Origin of the sequence: Akkermansia sp. UBA7090 (genome assembly GCF_002493465.1) — a bacterium.
Classification (GTDB): domain Bacteria; phylum Verrucomicrobiota; class Verrucomicrobiia; order Verrucomicrobiales; family Akkermansiaceae; genus Akkermansia; species Akkermansia muciniphila_A.
Window position 1 is genome coordinate 24,380 of record NZ_DKYW01000016.1, and the last position, 17,109, is coordinate 41,488.

Annotated in this window: 13 protein-coding genes; 4 read left to right on the forward strand and 9 right to left on the reverse strand. The window is 58.4% G+C overall.

Features of this window, described 5'->3' with window-relative positions; all coding sequences use genetic code 11:
* Nucleotides 1–16: 16 nt before the first annotated feature.
* Nucleotides 17–1,498: a carbohydrate porin gene (locus B3075_RS05575; RefSeq protein ID WP_290488576.1), complete on the reverse strand. Its 1,482-nt coding sequence runs from the start codon at nt 1,496–1,498 to the stop codon at nt 17–19.
* A 470-nt stretch (nt 1,499–1,968) separates the two neighbouring features.
* Between B3075_RS05575 and B3075_RS05580 the strand changes: the two genes are divergently transcribed.
* The gene (locus B3075_RS05580; RefSeq protein ID WP_290488575.1) at nt 1,969–2,679 is read left to right on the forward strand and encodes a PEP-CTERM sorting domain-containing protein; all 711 of its coding nucleotides are present in this window, start codon (nt 1,969–1,971) and stop codon (nt 2,677–2,679) included.
* Between the two features lie 432 nt (nt 2,680–3,111).
* On the opposite strand, the gene B3075_RS05585 is transcribed toward B3075_RS05580, so the two are convergent.
* From B3075_RS05585 to B3075_RS05620, 8 genes are all read right to left on the reverse strand, one after another.
* Nucleotides 3,112–4,383, reverse strand: coding sequence for an adenylosuccinate synthase (locus B3075_RS05585; protein ID WP_094136190.1), 1,272 nt, complete (start codon nt 4,381–4,383; stop codon nt 3,112–3,114).
* A gap of 222 nt (nt 4,384–4,605) precedes the next feature.
* On the reverse strand, nt 4,606–5,268 hold the full coding sequence (locus B3075_RS05590) for a hypothetical protein (RefSeq protein WP_290488574.1): 663 nt from the start codon (nt 5,266–5,268) through the stop codon (nt 4,606–4,608).
* A gap of 263 nt (nt 5,269–5,531) precedes the next feature.
* A complete protein-coding gene (locus B3075_RS05595; protein ID WP_094136188.1) occupies nt 5,532–6,920 on the reverse strand; it encodes a nicotinate-nucleotide adenylyltransferase in 1,389 nt (462 codons plus the stop codon).
* Between the two features lie 26 nt (nt 6,921–6,946).
* Nucleotides 6,947–8,389, reverse strand: coding sequence for a hypothetical protein (locus B3075_RS05600; RefSeq protein WP_290488573.1), 1,443 nt, complete (start codon nt 8,387–8,389; stop codon nt 6,947–6,949).
* A gap of 12 nt (nt 8,390–8,401) precedes the next feature.
* Complete coding sequence (locus B3075_RS05605) at nt 8,402–10,927, reverse strand: transglycosylase domain-containing protein (protein ID WP_290488572.1); 2,526 nt, start codon at nt 10,925–10,927, stop codon at nt 8,402–8,404.
* Nucleotides 10,928–11,077: 150 nt separating this feature from the next.
* Nucleotides 11,078–11,650 (reverse strand): aminoacyl-tRNA hydrolase, encoded by a 573-nt coding sequence (gene pth / locus B3075_RS05610; RefSeq protein WP_094136216.1) that lies wholly within the window; start codon nt 11,648–11,650, stop codon nt 11,078–11,080.
* A gap of 117 nt (nt 11,651–11,767) precedes the next feature.
* Nucleotides 11,768–12,670 (reverse strand): DUF58 domain-containing protein, encoded by a 903-nt coding sequence (locus B3075_RS05615; RefSeq protein WP_290488571.1) that lies wholly within the window; start codon nt 12,668–12,670, stop codon nt 11,768–11,770.
* 38 nt (nt 12,671–12,708) lie between these two features.
* On the reverse strand, nt 12,709–13,713 hold the full coding sequence (locus B3075_RS05620; RefSeq protein WP_094136184.1) for an AAA family ATPase: 1,005 nt from the start codon (nt 13,711–13,713) through the stop codon (nt 12,709–12,711).
* A 103-nt stretch (nt 13,714–13,816) separates the two neighbouring features.
* Between B3075_RS05620 and B3075_RS05625 the strand changes: the two genes are divergently transcribed.
* The 3 genes from B3075_RS05625 (at nt 13,817) to B3075_RS05635 (ending at nt 17,090) form a co-directional block, all read left to right on the forward strand.
* Nucleotides 13,817–14,674, forward strand: coding sequence for a carbon-nitrogen hydrolase (locus tag B3075_RS05625; protein ID WP_290488570.1), 858 nt, complete (start codon nt 13,817–13,819; stop codon nt 14,672–14,674).
* A gap of 319 nt (nt 14,675–14,993) precedes the next feature.
* Nucleotides 14,994–16,274 carry a serine--tRNA ligase gene (gene serS, locus B3075_RS05630; RefSeq protein ID WP_094136181.1) on the forward strand — a complete coding sequence of 427 codons (1,281 nt, stop codon included), beginning with the start codon at nt 14,994–14,996 and terminating at the stop codon, nt 16,272–16,274.
* A 36-nt stretch (nt 16,275–16,310) separates the two neighbouring features.
* On the forward strand, nt 16,311–17,090 hold the full coding sequence (locus B3075_RS05635) for a hypothetical protein (RefSeq protein WP_290488569.1): 780 nt from the start codon (nt 16,311–16,313) through the stop codon (nt 17,088–17,090).
* Nucleotides 17,091–17,109: the final 19 nt, after the last annotated feature.

The window sequence follows — 17,109 nt, forward strand, 5'->3', positions numbered from 1 at the left end:
TTTTCCGGGAGGGCGTTTACCAGGACCAGACGTTCTGGATCTGGAAAACCACCGCCGTTTGCCCCCGGCGGCCATTGACGGGATTCTTGACAAGCTGAATATCAGGCTGGAGCGTCATGGTGGGCGTCACCTGGGCCACGTACGTCAATTCAATGCCGTATTCATTCCTGTTCACGTACGGGCCGTTCTTTTTGGCCCCCTGCTGCCAGAGGAGGCCGAGGCCCAGGTAGCCGTCATTGGAAGCGCCTTTTCCCCGGAAGGGGGAGAGAAGCACCAGCCCCGTGGTGGCCGCGCAGCGCACGCCGGTCAGCGTGGCGGCGTCATCGCTTGCCCAGCCGCCGCGGAAGAACCACCCCAGGTGGCTGCCGCGGCCCAGCTGCTGCTGGAAGTTCACGGCCACGCCGCCCCCGTTTTCTCCGTTGCTGGTGGTGAAAAAGGGCTGGAGGCGGTACACGCCGGGGCCCATGTTGCAGAAATCTTCCGCGATGTAGCCGAATTCAAGCACGTTCGTCCAGTTGTCGGAATTCAGGTTCCGGAAAGGATTGTGATTCTGGGTCATGTTATTGGCGGCGGTGGCGCCCATCACGTAAAAGGAGGTAGTGGGCTGCCACGCGAAATGGAACCCCAGGGAATTATCCGTCAGGGGGAGTACGGGATTATTGCCGAAAACGCTGTTGGTGAGGTTATTGTTGTGGGAATTGGCGTAGGCGTTGTGGTCCATGTAGTTGGTGGTGTCCAGCTGTCCCGCCATCAGCAGGAGCCTTCCCCCCGCGCCCACCCATGCCAGGCTCAGATTGCTCAGGTGGGGGTGCGGGCCCTGGAAGGAACTGGTGGGGTTCTGGAGGGAACCCAGCGTGGTTTGGGGGCCCTGGCTGCCTTCATTGAAGTCAAAGCCGTTGCCGAAATCGAATTCGGAGGCCAGGTACAGGCCGCTGCCCGTGGAGTGATTGCGGAAGAGGGTGATATTGGTCAGCAGGGAGCCATTGTAGGAGGGGAAATCCGTTTTTCCGTTCAGGCCGCCGCCCGTCAGCCCCGTGTAATTGAATCCGAACTGGGCGGAATAAGTGATGCCGTACCTGGAAAGGGCGGTTTTGAGCTTCTGCGCTCCGGTGGAAATCGCGTCTTCCCGTATCCAGGCGTCCGGTTCCGCGCAGGTATTGCCGAAGACGTAGGAACTGTCCAGATACGGCATCATCTTGAGCGGCCTGGCCGCAAACCATTCCATGCCGGGGGCGGAGGGCCTGCCCTCATGCTGGAGCAGCACGCTGGGCCTGGTGGGGACGCCGGGCGTCCTTCTGGTGATTTGTTCTTCCGGGCGCATTCCTTTTATCAGGCTGGGGCTTATTTCCCTGCCTTCCAGGGTTTTCACGCGCAGGCCGCGTTCCGTGTTCAGGTAGGCAGGGGCAGCCGCGGCGGGAGCCGCCTGTTGGGCGAGGACGGGGTGGCAGGAGGCCGCGACGGCGACGGCGCACGCGGAAGGAAGAATGACATGTCTCATATGGACAGTCAGACAAGACTTTTCCCGGAAGTATCATAACTCCGCCCGATGCTGACGCGAATAGCTTGAGAGCCGCATCTTTGAACAGTTGTTCAAGTCAGTTTTTTTAAGGTGTTCCTATTTGAAAATAAGCAAAATATGATTAAGATGAACATGGAGGGATTTTTCTCGGGCGGAAAAAAGTCATGCAACAATATCCCCTGAAAAGAGCCCGAATGAGGCGCGGATTAGAAATCCGCAGTCAATACTATTTTTTCACAGGAAATGGATTTGACCAACCCTGCCCGCCGCGCATACAGATATTTTCATCAAAAACATTTCGTTAAAAATTTTTGTATTCTATTGAATGAGATATATTTATTATTTTTTTCACGCCATTGATTCACTAACCCGGATTTCTAATCCGTTACACCAAGCGTCAGGAAGAAATAAGACCGCTTCCTTTCCATTTTTATCGTTTACTACAGCACATGAAAACGGCATTTATTACGCTGGTTGCAGCGTCTCTGTTTACCCTGGCCTACGGGGAGCCCGTCCTTACTCTGGATTCCAATGCATTGCAGCTGGCCGGCGGATCATACACCCTGACGGAAGGAATCAACTCCGGTTACGGCAATTTCTCCGTGACGATGGCTCTGGACGCTCAGGCTTTCCAAAGCGCCATTCTGGCAGGCGACGTCTCCGGAACTATTTTCTCGGCCAACAATAATAAGATAGGCCTGGGCATCGGGACCACTCCCAACGCGGGCCTCTACGGCTCCTGGCAAGGTACGAGTTACACCCGCGCGATCAGTCCCGTCAATGGTTCTGCGGTCAACCTGAGTTCGGGACTGGGGCAGCTGTTCGCCAACAACACTTATGAGTCCATCGCTGTTACTTATCAAATTACCAGCACCGGCACCTGGACTTATCTGACCCTGGTTGATTCCGAAGGGACTGCCTCTACCTATGGAGGGAATGAGTCGGGTTTGAGAACGAACACTTTCGGCCCCCTGACTTCATTCACCTATGGCACGGATTACGTCAAGTACCTCGTCGTAGATAATACCACGCTGCGGGCTGACGCTTCCCAGGAAGCCAACCTTAGCGCCATTGCGGCGGCTGCCGTTCCGGAACCGGCTACGGCATCCCTCAGCCTGATTGGTCTGGCTGCCCTGATGATGCGCCGCAGACGCGCCTGAGCCGCGTAAGTCATTGTTGTTTTTTGCAGGAGGCGGGAAAAATCCCGCCTCCTTTTTTATTGCCGGGTGGGAAATGGCCATGTTTGCGAACCTGTTTCCGGAAATTTCACGCCTGGTTTTCCCAGGCCTGTTGCGCCGCGTTTTCTGCCGGACCGTTGCGGATGATATGGATTTTCTTTTTCTCCCTGATCTGGAAGAGGCAGGGATGCCGTTTGCATCCATCCTGAAGGCCTTGTTGAAGGCATTGCCGCGCTTCACGCAGAGATGCGGTGCGGAAAAATAGATTTTTCCCATATGTCCGTTGCCGCGGAGACATGGTTGCGGAGAAAGCGTTGAAATGCGTGTTTTGTCTTTTTACCCTGAACATAACAAAGCAGTCCCGCACGTTATGGCGGGACTGCTCTGAAGGAAATCATCAAGATCTGCCGAGGCTTATTGCACGGCGATCGTCTGTTCGCGGTCGGGGCCTACGCCCACGGTCGTGACGGGGCAGCCGATGAGCTCGCTCATGCGCTTGACGAATCGTTTGGCCTGTTCCGGAATTTCTTCCCAGGAACGGCAGGCGGAAATATCCTGCATCCAGCCGGGCACCGTTTCATACACGGGTTTGCAGCGTTCCCATTCGTCCACCGTGGCGGGCGGGTAGGCCAGGATTTCCCCGTCCAGATCGTAGCCCGTGCAGATTTTGATTTCCGGGCACTTGTCGTAACCGTCCAGATTGGTCATGGCCATTTCATCAAAACCGTTGAACATGGCGGAGAAGCGCAGCAGCACGCCGTCAGCCCAGCCGCAGCGGCGGGGGCGGCCCGTAGTGGCGCCGAATTCGCGGCCCATGCTGTGCAGATGGTTGGAGATGTCTTCATCCTCCGTGACGAAGGGGCCTGCCCCCACGCGGGTGGTGTAGGCCTTGCAGACGCCGATGATGCGGTCAATCTTGTGCGGGGGAACGCCCGTGCCGGTGCAGGCGCCGGCGGAAGAGGTATTGGAGGAGGTGACGAACGGGTAGGTGCCGAAGTCCACATCCAGGTAAGCTCCCTGGGCCCCTTCGAAAAGAATGCTTTTTCCGGAGGCCACGGCGTCGTGCATAACCGGAATGGTGTTGGTAATGTGGGGGCGCAGCACATCCGCGGCGGCGCTTACTTCCGCCACCATTTTTTCTTCATCCATGGCGGGAAGGCCCATGCGTTCCATTTCCGCATTCGCCATCTTGATGCGGCGGCGCAGCACTTCGTCAAAAATCCCGGGGTCCCTCATGTCCGCCATGCGCACGCCGATGCGGCGCGCCTTGTCCGCGTAAGTGGGGCCGATGCCTCGCTTGGTGGTGCCGATGGCTTTTTTGCCGAGGGCGGATTCCTGGGCGGCGTCCATTTCCTTGTGGAAGGGGAGCACGACGTGGGCGCGGTCGGAGATGAGAAGGTTGTCTTTTGTAATGGTCACGCCCTGGCCGCGGAGTTCCTTGATTTCCTCCACCAGGCCGATGGGGTCCAGCACCACGCCATTACCGATGACGCAAAGCTTGTCCGGCCACAGGATGCCGGAGGGAACCAGGTGGAGAATGTATTTCTTTCCATTGGCGATTACGGTATGGCCGGCGTTGTTGCCGCCCTGGCCGCGTGCCACCACGTCGGCGGATTCCGTCAGGAAATCGATCATTTTGCCCTTGCCTTCGTCGCCCCATTGGGAGCCGATAATAATGGTATTCATGATAAAAATGGAACTCGGAGACCTTAATGAGATTCCCGCCTTATGGCAAGACAATCTTACGGAATTGTTAAGTTTTCCTGATCAGGCTGAGCTGTGGAAAAAATATCCCGTCCCCCTCGGGAGAGGCGGAACGGGAGACAGTTTTCTGCAGCGTGAGACGGGATGCCAGGGGTGGAATAAGGAAAAATTTGGTTTTCCTTCACACAACTTGGTCGGTATCGGTCAGGAACGACGCCTGCGGCGCATGGCCGGAACAACAATGCCTAACAATCCCATAACGGCTGTAGTCGGTTCGGGAACAATATTGATGGAGACGGACTGAATAGTAGAGGGAGAACTGTTGTCTTTGTTTAACATGGAACTCAGCTGCGTGATCTGACCGTTTTGGAAAAAAGAATTCAACTCCGTGCGGGTAGCAGTGGCATACAGGAGTTTTTCCTCCGTGTTGTCCCCTTGGGTATAAACGGTCCACGTTAGGGATTTTGCAGACGAATCGTAGGCCATGTCAATGGTGATAAGACCCGTTTTAAACGCTGTAGTGCCGTAGGTCATCTCTCCTCCGGAGTCACTGCTGGGAATGCCTTTGGTCACCAGACCATTGGTGTTGGACATGTAAAACTGGAATCCGTTCGGGAAAGAATCTGCTGTGGGGTTGGCTCCGGAGGCCAGCAAGGTGCTTCCCCAAGTATTTCCACTTGTACCGTTGAGGGAGATGGTTGCGCTCAGCGTCCAGTCTTGAAGGCCAGTCAGAGCGGCTTCTCCAAGATCCAGAGTGCCGGTGGTGTTATTCCATGTCCATTGGCTTTCCTCAAAAATAAACGAAGCGGCGGAAGCCATACCCGTTAGGGAGAGAGCAAGAATGGAAAGAAGGAGAGATTTTTTCATGATTATTAATAGTGTTGATCAGGAACGCGCTATTTGCGTTTCCACGCTATATATGATGATTTACATATCCGGAGTCAACGTTATTTTTTCATGGAAAGCCTTTTAATAAAATTGGAACTTTTCTATGATCGTCTGTTTCAAGCCAGGACAGAGCCGTTTTCCCTGTTTTTACCACGATTGAGAGAAATCCGACATGCACCGGAATGTAATCCGCTGCCGAAAAACGACTCCCAAAGGTCGGGAGCCCTTTTTTTTCAAACACGTTACCGGAAATGGAGGGCGGAACGGTGCGCTTCCCCGGGAACCAGCGTTTTCCAGACGTCTTCATCCGCGGCGATCATGCGCTGGATGTCCCGCGGCGTATGGCGCAGCAGGAATTCATTGAAGAAGGGGACGTCCACCACCAGGCCGTTCGCCAGGAAGTGCTGGTACAGGTGCACGTACTGTTCCGGGGCGCGGAAGGTGCGTGCCGTGACGAATTCGCCGGATTTGCGGTTGAGCCACGGGGAGACGTACAGGCGCGTTTTGTTCTGGAAGGTGCGGCCGAAGGATTCCAGGATGCCGCCCGGAATATCCTCCGTCCATTTTTCCTTGAACAGCTCATTCAGCAGGCCGATGGAGAGGGCGATGGCAATGGGCTCCCGCGTGTAGCGCGCGAGCAGCCCGGAAAGGTTGTCGAAACGGGCCATTTTGGTAATCAGCACGTTTTTGCCGAGAGCCTTGAGGCTGTCCGCCCGGTCCAGGAATTCCAGGTGGTCCACATCATCGCCGCGGAGCAGGTTGTTCATGGATATTTCGCAAATTTCCATGCAGCGGTCCGCCTGCGTCTCATTGATGTGGGAGAGGAAGGTTTTTTTCACCTGGGCCATGACTTCCAGATGCAGATTGCAGACGGGGTTGAAACTGCCCCTCATCAGCACGATGGGGCGCTTGTACAGCACATCCGCCGCCTGGGCCACCTGGCCGTTTGCCAGGAACAGGGTGGCCGGCGTCAGGCCGGATTGGACAAGCTGGAGCGCGAACAGGCGGTTGTCCACCATGGAAAAGCCGTGGCCCTCAAAACGGACGACGTCTATTTCCACCAGCCGGGGGTCCAGGTTGTCCACCAGGGATTCAATGAATTCCTCCAGACGGTCCCTTTTGAAAAAGACGGCGTGCAGGATGTTGACGCCCAGGATGCCCAGGTCCTTCATCTGGCGGTCGTGGTCCGGGTCGTTCAGGCGGACGTGGATAATCAGGTCGGACGGTTTTGCCTCCGGTTTCAGCTGGAAGCGCACCCCTATCCAGCCGTGCCAGGGGCCGTTGTCCCGGTAGCCCTTGACTTTTACCGTATTGCAGAAGGCGAAGAAGCGGGTGTCTTTGCCGCGCTGGGGGCCCAGGCGGTTGATGAGCTGGCTGAACTCATAGTCCAGCATGCCCTTGAGGCGTTCTTCAGAAACGTAGCGCTTGACCGGCCCGTACAGGGTGTCGCTGACGGTCATGTCATAGGCGGAGATGGTTTTGGCCACTGTTCCGGCGGCTCCGGAGGCCCGGAAAAACCAGTTGGCCGTTTCCTGTCCGGCGCCGATTTCCGCGAAGGTGCCGTAGATGGTGGAAGCCAGGTTGAGTTGGAGGGCTTTATCCTGTGTTTGCGCTAATGCTTTGGAACTCATGGAAAGCGGGAACCGGTTCTTGGTTTTCAGTTATTGGTGGGAAGAAGCTTGCGGGTGGCGTCGCTCATCCAACCGGAGTGCAGGAGCCGGTCAATCAGCACGGCCCGGTTGCCGGGCAGGTCTGCCGGGTAATGAATGAGCACGCAGGCGCGCACGGGGCCGTTGTGAAGCAGCCTGATCAGTTCCAGGGCCAGCGGGGAATACCTGTCCACATACGCGTTCACGCGTTCCCCGTTGGGGAACTCAAGGGAGAAATTGAGGTAAGACGCGTTGCGGTAGCTTTCCGCGGAGGATTCCTCCAGGAAGGGCGGCTGGTAGATGCCGGACATGCTCAGGGTTATTCTGACAGGGACGGGGGAGGAGGGTTTTTCAGCTTCCAGTTCCGCCGGAGTTATGGGGGAATAGCCTTCCCAGGCTTCCCAGTCCAGCTTCCATTTGCCGGAATCCCGGTCATACAGGAAAATCGCCGGGCGGATCATGTTGTCGTCCATCAGCACGGAAATCTGAAGCAGGTCTCCGTTCTTGGAGCTCCTGCCCGCTTCCTGGGGCAGATAATCCTTGTATTGTCCGTAGGAGGCCCAATAGGCCATTTTGGGAGCCACGGCGGCGGGATTCATGACGTGGTTGAGCCTCTCTTCGTCCGATCCCGCCATGCAGTAGAGGGCCAGTTCATTCATGGCTGCCGTGATATGGGGGGAAATGGATTCCGCTTTCCGGTCTTCCTCCCTGCGGGAATGGGCTATGAGCCGGTATTGCCGTTCCCTCTGCTGCAATTTTTCCAGCAGGTCTTTATTCACTTCCTGCGAGAAAAGCGCTTCATGATCCACAAAGCGGTCTGAGATATTCAGGATTTGGGAACTTGCCGCTTCCATATCCCTCCCGCGCAGGAACATGAACATGCCCAGAAGCAACAGAATCAACCCTGAGACAAAAAGCCAGATATGCCAGGTGGCCCGGCGTTCGCTACACGCGATGTCCGCGGCGGTGGGCTGGTATTCCGGCTCTTCCGGGGCCAGGGAGGCGCTGCGCGGAGCGGCGATGGCCGGAGCGGCGTTTTCCTCTTTCCGTTTGCGGATTTTTGTGGTGGGGCCGGCGGGACCGGGAAGGGAAGGCGCGTGAACGGAAATGGCCCGTTTGTCCGTCTTTTTCTTGGGTGCAAGCGGTGCGCGCGGCGCGGCGTCCGTGGAGGGGTGCGGCGTCCCGGCGGCAGGAGCCGGAGTTCCGGGCGCTTTTTCTGCGGCTTCAGGCATCCGGCCCGGGGATGCTGAATGCGCTTCTTCCCGTTTGACGGCCGTGACGGCATCCTGTTCTTCCGTTTCCAGGTTGGGCTGTTCTTCCGGCGTGGCTGTGACTGAAGCGGTGCAGATGGGGCATTTTACCTGGCGTCCCAGAAAAGACGCCTTCACGGCGAAGAGATTGCCGCATGACGGGCATGTGCAGGCTACCGTATCCTGGGATGGGGAGGGCATGAGGGGAAAAAGTTACAGGTGGATGAATTCCGGGACGGGAATGGTAATGGGTTTGGGCGCCGGCAGCGTAATGCTCGTATCCGTATGGTCCGGAGAAACGGGATCTGCGGAAAGGGCTTGGGCTTCCGGCACGTTTTCGCCAGCCCCCAGCAGCTCAAAGCTGCGGTTGGCCGGGACCTGGTTCAGCTCCGTGTGGTAGGGATCGTCTCCCTGGAGGATGGGCCTGGTGGGCAGGATGGGCGGCAGGGGAAGAATGCGGTTCTGGGCCGTGAAGGTGGAAACGGGCGCGGAAATGTCCTCCCCGTGGAGGTCGCAGAAGGGCAGGCTGGAATCCCCTTTGCGGAGGTACTCGAATATGGTGTGGCGGCGGTATTTTTTATCCGACGGGTCAATGTCATAGCAGCTGTGCGTGGCCCTTTTCCCGGTGGTCAGGCAGATTTCCACCCTTTCCACGCTGGGGGGCGGGAGCAGTTCCCCGGCGGGGAACAGGCGTTCCGCTTCCGTGATGGCGGCGCCCAGCACGGAAGCGCAGGTGTCTGATGAGAAAGCTCCGTGATAGATGGGTTTTTTCCCTTCCAGGAAGCCTACCCAGATGCCGCAGGTAACGCGGCTGTCATAGCCAAACAGCCAGTTGTCCGCGAAGTCGTACGTGGTGCCCGTTTTCACGCCGCCCTTGAAGTTTTTCGGCAGATGCGGGGCCACGCGCCGGGCTGAACCGTTTTTCAGGGAGGAATTCAGAATGTTGTGAAGCTGGAAAGCCGTGGCGGTGGACGTGGCCCCCTTCCGCACCTGGGCATTGTTTCTGGTTTCAATCGCCTGGGTGGATTCCCAGATCAGCTGGCCGTCTTCATCTTCTATCCTGTCCAGATAGTAAATATCCTGGGGGCGGGAGCCTCCGTTCGGGATGGCGGTGTAGGCCAGCGTCATTTCTTTCAGGGAGGCAGGTTCCGTGCCCACGAAAATCTTGGGGCGGTAAATGGGATTGACTTCCGTGCTTCCCGCTTCCCTCACGGGCTTGCGAATGCCGAAATCCGTCAGCTTCTTGACGAATGGTGACGTGCCCATGTCCATCCCCATGCGCAGGGAGGCGGCAATTTTGGAGGCGGACAGGCCGCGGTGGGCGGTAATCATGCCTTCATAACGGTTTTTGGAGTTTTCCGCTCCCCATTCCCCCAGGATTCCTTCCGAGCCGCCGATGCCCGTCAGGCGGTTGTCAATGGCATCGTCCAGGATGCGGGTGACGGGGCTTTTTCCCGTGTCAAAGGCTGTAGCGTACAGGAAGGGGAGGATTGCGGTGCCGGTGGGGCGGGCTCCATCCTTGATGGCGTCATACTGGCGCCTGGTGTAATCCCTGCCGCCGTGGTAGGCCAGGACGGCGCCTGATTTGTTGTCCACCACCAGCAGCGCTCCTTCCAGATAACGCGGCTTGTTCGCGGAACCGCTGTGGTAGTCTGCGGCCTTCTGATGACGGTAGTCCGGATGTTTTTCAACGTTTTCCAGGGCCTGTTCCAGAGCTTTTCCGGTAACTTCCTGAAGCTGCCTGTCAATGGTGGTGTAAATTTTAAGCCCGGCGGCATTGACGCGTTCCTCCCCCAGGTATGCGGTGATTTCTGAGGAAATGCGGTCGTAAATGTGGGAGACGCCGCGTTTCAGCGGCTTGGGGTTCAGCCCCAGGTCCATGGCGGAGAGGCGTTCCGCTTCATCCGGCGTAATGTATTTTTCTTTGGCCATGCGGTTGAGCACATGGTTGCGCCATTTCAGGTTGCTTGCCGGATTGTTCAGGGGGGAAAGCCCGTTCGGGTTCTTGATCAGGGCGGCGATGGAGGCTGCCTCCCGCGTGGTCAGGTCCGCCGGTTCTTTGCCGAAGTAGCCCAGGGAAGCGGCGCGGATGCCGTAAAACCCGCTGCCGAAGTAAACGCGGTTCAGGTAAAACTCCAGCACCTGGTCTTTGCTGTACCGTTCCGTAATGCGGCGCGCCAGCGCTATTTCCACGAATTTGCGGCCAAAGCTGCCCTCATTCCTGGCTTTGGCCCGGTTTTTCAGGTCATACGCATTTCTGGCAAGCTGCTGGGTGATGGAGGAGGCTCCCTGGTTGGCGTCCCCGCTGTTGTGGATATACTCCCGGCCTGCCCGCAGAATCCCCAGGAAGTCATAACCCGGATGTTCCCGGAAGCGGGAATCTTCCTGGGCAATCAGCGCATTAATCATGGCGGGGGAGATTTTGTCCAGCGTGACGTAGCTGCGGTTTTCCACATAAATGCGGCCTATTTCCTCCCCGTTCCGGTCATAAATAATGCTGGGCTTTTCCAGGTCATTGATGCGTTCCAGGTCAAATTCCGCCGCCCAGTTGTCATAGCGTTTCCAGGCCATCATGAATCCGAAGTATCCCACGGCCGCGCCGATAACCGCCATCACCAGGCACCACAGAGCCAGCTTCCGGATAAAGCTCCAGAATCGTTCCCTGGGCTTTGCCTTGGGGTTCCGCCTTTTGTTGGCCTGCATGTGCCTGCGGGGAGCTTGTGAACTTAATTCAGCCATGAAGATGAAGCAGGATTAATCCCGAGGAAAGGGAAAACGTGCGAAAATCCTAACGGATTCCCGTTTGTTTAGCAATACCGTACATGAAGGGCGGGCGAAAAAAGAAGGCATGCGCCATGGCGCAGGCGGGAGCGGCCTTTCATGCGGCGGTCAGCCTTGAACGGCGTTGAAAATGTTGCCTGCCCTGGTGATGCCGTGTTCCATGGCGTACAGGACGGCGTCCGCCGCCTTGGCAAGCGTCACGTCCAGAAGCTCGCGTTCCTCCGGGCGGAACTTGCCCAGCACGTGCCCTGTCATTTCCCCTTTGCCCCGGGGCTGGCCGATGCCGAAACGGAGGCGAGGGAATTCCTGGGTGCCCATGTGGGCGATGAGGGATTTCATGCCGTTGTGGCCGCCTGCGGAGCCTTTTTCCCGCAGTTTCATCACGCCCAGGGGGAAATCCACTTCATCATGGATGACGAACACGCTGCGGGGGTCCAGTTTGAAGAACCGCATCATGGGGCCCACGCACAGGCCGGATTCATTCATGAATGTGGAGGGCTTCACCAGCAGAACGCCGGGGCCGGCCGCCGCCTCGCACTTGCGCTGCCTGTCCGCCTTGAACGCGGCGCCCCACCGGGCGGCCAGGCGGTCAAGCACCATGAACCCCGCGTTATGGCGGGTGTCTTCATAGGTTCTGCCCGGGTTGCCCAGGCCCACAATCATTTTAACGGGTACGTCCACGATGGAAAGAAGAGGGAAAGAGATGAAAACGGACGCTGCCTGCAAATCCGGGGAGCGCACGGGCATCCTGCATCCGTTCCGCGGGGCAATCAACCGTTCCGTGAGACAGCCGGGCTTTTATCCGGCCGTTTTCTTTTTCTGCCGTCCCATCAGGAAGCCAGTCAGCACGTCTTCCAGGGAATCTCCGGTTCTGACCAGGCGGTAGTCCGCGTTGATATCCGTGCAGATCCGGCGCGTTTCTTCCAGATAATTGGCCACGATCGCCCGGTACTCGTCCGCGATAAGGTCCGGCTCCGTAATCAGGGAGCCGCCGCCTTCCATGTCCACGAAGCGGATGGGGCGGTCAAAGTCAAAATCTATTTCCTGCTGGTCCACCAGATGGAAGACGGCGACGTCATGCTTGCGGAAATGGAGGTGGCGGAGGGCGTTTTTAAGCTCCGCCGTATCTGTGAACAGGTCTGAAAAAATCAGCACCAGGGCGCGGCGGCCGACGCGTTCCGCCAGTTCATGCAGGGTATCGGGAAGGACGGTTTCCCCTTTAGGGTAATGCGTGTCCATCTGGCTGATGAGCACGTTCAGGTGGGCGGGGCGGCGGGAGGCGGGGATGTGCAGCGTGGCGCCGTCCTTCGTCTGCCGGGCAAAACTCAGCCCCACGGCGTCTCCCTGCCGGATGGCGATGTAAGCCAGGTTGGCCGCCAGCCTGCACGCGCGCATGTACTTGGTTTCCACCTGCTCCGGATGATAATTCATGGAGCCGGAAAGATCCATGACGATGTAGGCGCGCAGGTTGGTATCCGCTTCAAACTCCTTGATGTAATACCTGTCCGACCGGGCATACGCTTTCCAGTCCAGACGGCGCGTATCGTCTCCGGCCACGTATTTGCGGTACTCCGCAAACTCCACGGAGGAGCCGCGGCTGGCGCTTCTGTGGCGGCCGGATACGTTTCCCGTCATGCTGTGGCGCGCTTCCAGGGGAAGGTTCCCCAGGCGGCTGAGCAGGTTGTGATTCAGGTATTTCATGGGGCAGGGAAAGGGAATGGAGGATGCCGGGACGGCGGTCAGATTTCCGCCGCCAGGCGCGCCACGGCCTTACGGGGCGTGATGCCCTGGGATTCCGCGGCGAAGTTGGTGACCACGCGGTGCATCAGCACGGGTTCCACAATGGCGTCTATGTCTTCCCTGCGGACGATGTAGCTGCCCTGGAGAGCGGCGCGGGTCTTGGCCCCGAGAATCAGGAACTGGACGGCGCGGGGGCCTGCGCCCCAGGCCACATACTGCTTTACCCATTCCGGGGAAGTTGCCAGGGTGGGGCGGGTGGCGCGCACCAGTTTCACGGCATACTCGTAAATATGCTCCGGAACGGGAACGCGACGCACCAGATCCTGGTAAAAGAGGATTTCCTCCCCGGAAAGGATGTGCCTGAGCTCCTCGCTCCTGGTTCCGGTGGTTTCCCGGGCGATGCGCATTTCCTCCTCTTCCGTGGGGTAATCCACTTCAATCAGGAACATGAAGCGGTCCAGCTGGGCTTCCGGCAGGGGGTAGGTGCCTTCCTGCTCAATGGGGTTCTGGGTGGCGAGCACGAAGAAGGGAGGCAGCAGGGTGAAGGTGCGGCCCATGACGGTGACGCGGCGCTCCTGCATGGCCTCCAGCAGGGCGGACTGGGTTTTGGCGGGGGCGCGGTTGATTTCGTCCGCCAGCACGATGTTGGCGAACACGGGGCCCTTGATGAACTCGAACTGGCGCTTGCCGCCGGCGGAATCGTCCTGAATGATGTCCGTGCCGGTAATGTCCGCGGGCATCAGGTCCGGCGTGAACTGGATGCGGTTGAAACTGAGGTCCAGCGTTTTTGCCACGGAGCTGACCAGCAGCGTCTTCGCCAGGCCCGGAACGCCCATCAGGAGGGCATGGCCGCGGGAAAACAGGGCGATGCTCAGCAGCTCCACGACGCGCTGCTGGCCAATGATCATTTTGCTCAATTCCGAGGAAAGCTCCTTGTAAATGGCGCCGAGGCGGTCAATGGCGGCTACGTCGTCGTCGGGCAGAGTGGGGGTGGCGGGTTCCATATTGCAATTTCATAGCACTTTCCGGGCCGTTTTCCACCAAATAATCGCGCCGCGTTCATTTTCCCTGCTTGGAATGGGCAGGGAAACGGGGTAAGGAAGGGGCATGCCGAAAATTGCACTCATTCAACTGTCCGCAGATGCCCGGCCTTCCGTAAACAAGGAGAAGACGGAAGCCGCCATCCGTGAAGCCGCCGCCAACGGCGCGCAGATCGTTTGCACCCAGGAACTTTTTACTACGGAATACTTTTGCAGGACGGAGGAATGCGATTTATTTAACCTGGCGGAACCTGTTCCCGGGGAATTGACGGAAGCCCACCGGAAACTGGCGGCGGAACTGGGCGTGGTGATTGTGGCCTCCGGCTTTGAAAAGCGCGCTACCGGGCTTTACCATAATACCGCCTGGGTGGTGGATGCGGACGGCTCGTTTCTGGGCATGTACCGCAAAATGCACATTCCGCAGGACCCCGGCTTTGAAGAAAAATTCTACTTCACCCCCGGCGACCTGGGCTACAAGGCGTTCGACACCAGATTCGGCCGCATCGGCGTGCTCATCTGCTGGGACCAGTGGTACCCGGAAGCCGCCCGTCTGACGGCCATGCAGGGGGCGGAAATCATTTTCTACCCCACGGCCATCGGCTGGCTGCCGGAGGAAAAGCCCCTGCTGGGGGAACAGCAGCACTGCGCTTGGGAAACCGTGCAGCGCGGCCACGCCGTGGCCAACGGCTGCTACGTCTGCGCCGTCAACCGCGTGGGGACGGAAGGGGAAAGCGAATTCTGGGGGCAGTCCTTTGTGGCGGACTATTATGGACAGGTAATCGCGAAGGCCCCCGTCAGCGATGAAACCATCCTGTACGCGGACCTGGATCTGGACGCGCTGGAAGACCACCGCCGCATCTGGCCCTTCTTCCGCGACCGCCGCATAGACTCTTACGGCGGCATTACGGAACGCTGGGGCAGGTGAACCTGCCCCGCCCCTCTGCCCGGTTGATGTATTCCGAGGAATCCTTGGAGCGGCAGCGGGGGCAGGTCCGGGAAGTTTTTCTTACGGGGAAAGATGGCGTAAAAAAGCCGCCGTTTTTCAAAAACGGCGGCTTGGGAAGGGAAGAAGAGTTTTCCGGCCAGTCACAGATGACGGCAATCTTGATGCCTTTCATCTGAATTTTCCACAATAACCGCGGCGCTCCGACCCCAAAGGCACGTTATGGCATGTGCAGTTTTTCCATGAAGGGCCGTTCATTTGGCTTGCGTGGCGGGGGGATGGAGTGCAATCTGTGCGCGTTATGCTCGACATCCGTGTAATACGAGAAAATCCGGAAGAAGTGAAAGCGCGGTTAAAGCCCCGCAGCGGCGACGCGTGGAAGCTTGTTGATGACGTTCTGGCCTGCGATGAGGCGCGCCGCAATGCCGAAACGGAAAAGCAGGCCTTGCAGTCCGAGCGCAATGCCACCTCCAAGCAGATCGGCATGCTCAAAAAGAAGGGGGAAGACACGTCCTCCATTGAAGCGCGCGTGCGCGAAATCGGGGACCGCATCCGGGAACTGGACCGTGTCGCGGAGGAAAATGCGGCCCAGCTCAACTCCCTGCTGATGAACATTCCCAACCTGCCGCATCTGGAATGCCCTGTGGGCGCGGATGAAACGGCCAACCCGGAAATCAAGCTGTGGGGAGAAAAGCCCGCTATTGAAAACCCGAAGGACCATGTGGAACTGGCCGCGAATCTGGGCATGATTTCCTTTGAAGACGGCGCGCGGATTACGGGCTCCGGTTTTGTGGTGTACCGCGGGGCGGGCGCCCGTCTGGAACGCGCCCTGATCAACTTCCTGCTGAATACGCAGACCGTGGAAAACGGTTATCAGGAAGTGGGCGTTCCGTTTGTGGTGAAGAGGGAGTGCATGGAAGGCACCGGCCAGCTTCCCAAATTTGAGGAAGACATGTACGGCACGGAAGACCAGCAGATGTTCCTGATCCCCACGGCGGAAGTTCCGGTCACCAACCTGTACCGGGATACCATTTTACAGGAAAGCGACCTGCCCATCAAGATGGCCGCGTACACGCCCTGCTTCCGCCGGGAAGCCGGAAGCGCCGGCCGCATCAACCGCGGCATGATCCGCGTCCACCAGTTTGACAAGGTGGAACTGGTGCAGATTTTGAAGCCGGAAGACTCTTTCCGGGAGCTGGAAGTGCTCCGCGGCCATGCGGAATCCATTCTTCAGAAGCTGGGGCTTCACTACCGCGTGATTGAACTTTGCACGGGCGACCTCGGCTTTTCCTCCGCCAAGACGTATGATATTGAAGTATGGGCTCCGGGACAGGGTCAGTATCTGGAAGTTTCCTCCTGCTCCTGCTTTACGGACTACCAGGCGCGCCGCATGCGTCTGCGTTACAAGGATGCCGACGGCAGGAACCAGTTCTGCCACACCCTGAACGGTTCCGGAACGGCTCTGCCGCGGCTGTACGTGGCCCTTCTGGAAACCTACCAGCAGCCGGACGGCTCCATACGGATTCCGGAAGCGCTTGTGCCGTATTTCGGCGCGGACTGCATCCGTCCGGAACAGGCCTGAACCGACGTTTCTCCCGTCCCAACCCTGAATCAGCCCATGCCTGACGAGGGCCCCCTGGAACACTACCTGACTGTTTCCCATGGGCCGGAGCCGGATGTTCCGGAACCGGCTCCGGAACGCAGTCCCGGACCGTGGAGGGAAAGGGGAATCTTGCTGGGCCTGGGTTTTCTGCTGGGGTGCATTGGGGCGTATGCGCTGGTTTACTCGGAAATGTCCGGCGGCATGCGGTCGCTGAAACAATCCCTTTCTGAAGAGCGTGATTCTAATGCCTCCCTGCAGAAAGAGCGCGCCCATCTGCTGGAAACGCTGGAGCAGGCGCGCGTGGATGCCCTGCTGAAGGAACGGTCTCCCCTTTCCGTGACGGTCGGCGGTGTCCCCAGGACAAGCCGCAGGCCCGTTCCCCAGCCTCCGCCGCTTACGCCGCTGCCTTCCGGCGGCCAGGTTCCTCCCGAACCCGCGCCGGAACCCGGCTCCGTAGAGGACCGGCTAATCAATCCGGGGGCGGAGGACTGGAAGGAACGCTACCAGTACGCCGCCTTGCAATACAACCGGGTGGTGGAGGATTACAACAGGTTGAGGAAACTTTACATGAATCTGGTGGGCCGGAGCGGAGCCGCCGGCGGCCTGGTAACGGGGGCCCAGTTTTACAAGGCCCTGAGGAAGGATACGCGGATGGAGGCGCGCAAGCTGGATGAACGGTACATGAAGGGAGGGCTGCGGGGCAGCGAACTCCGGGAACTGGAACGCAGCAGGGATGAAATGCGGCACCGGGACTGGTGGTTGAAAAAAATGGCGCACCAGTTCCAGATTGATTAAATACGCGGCTGTTATTGTG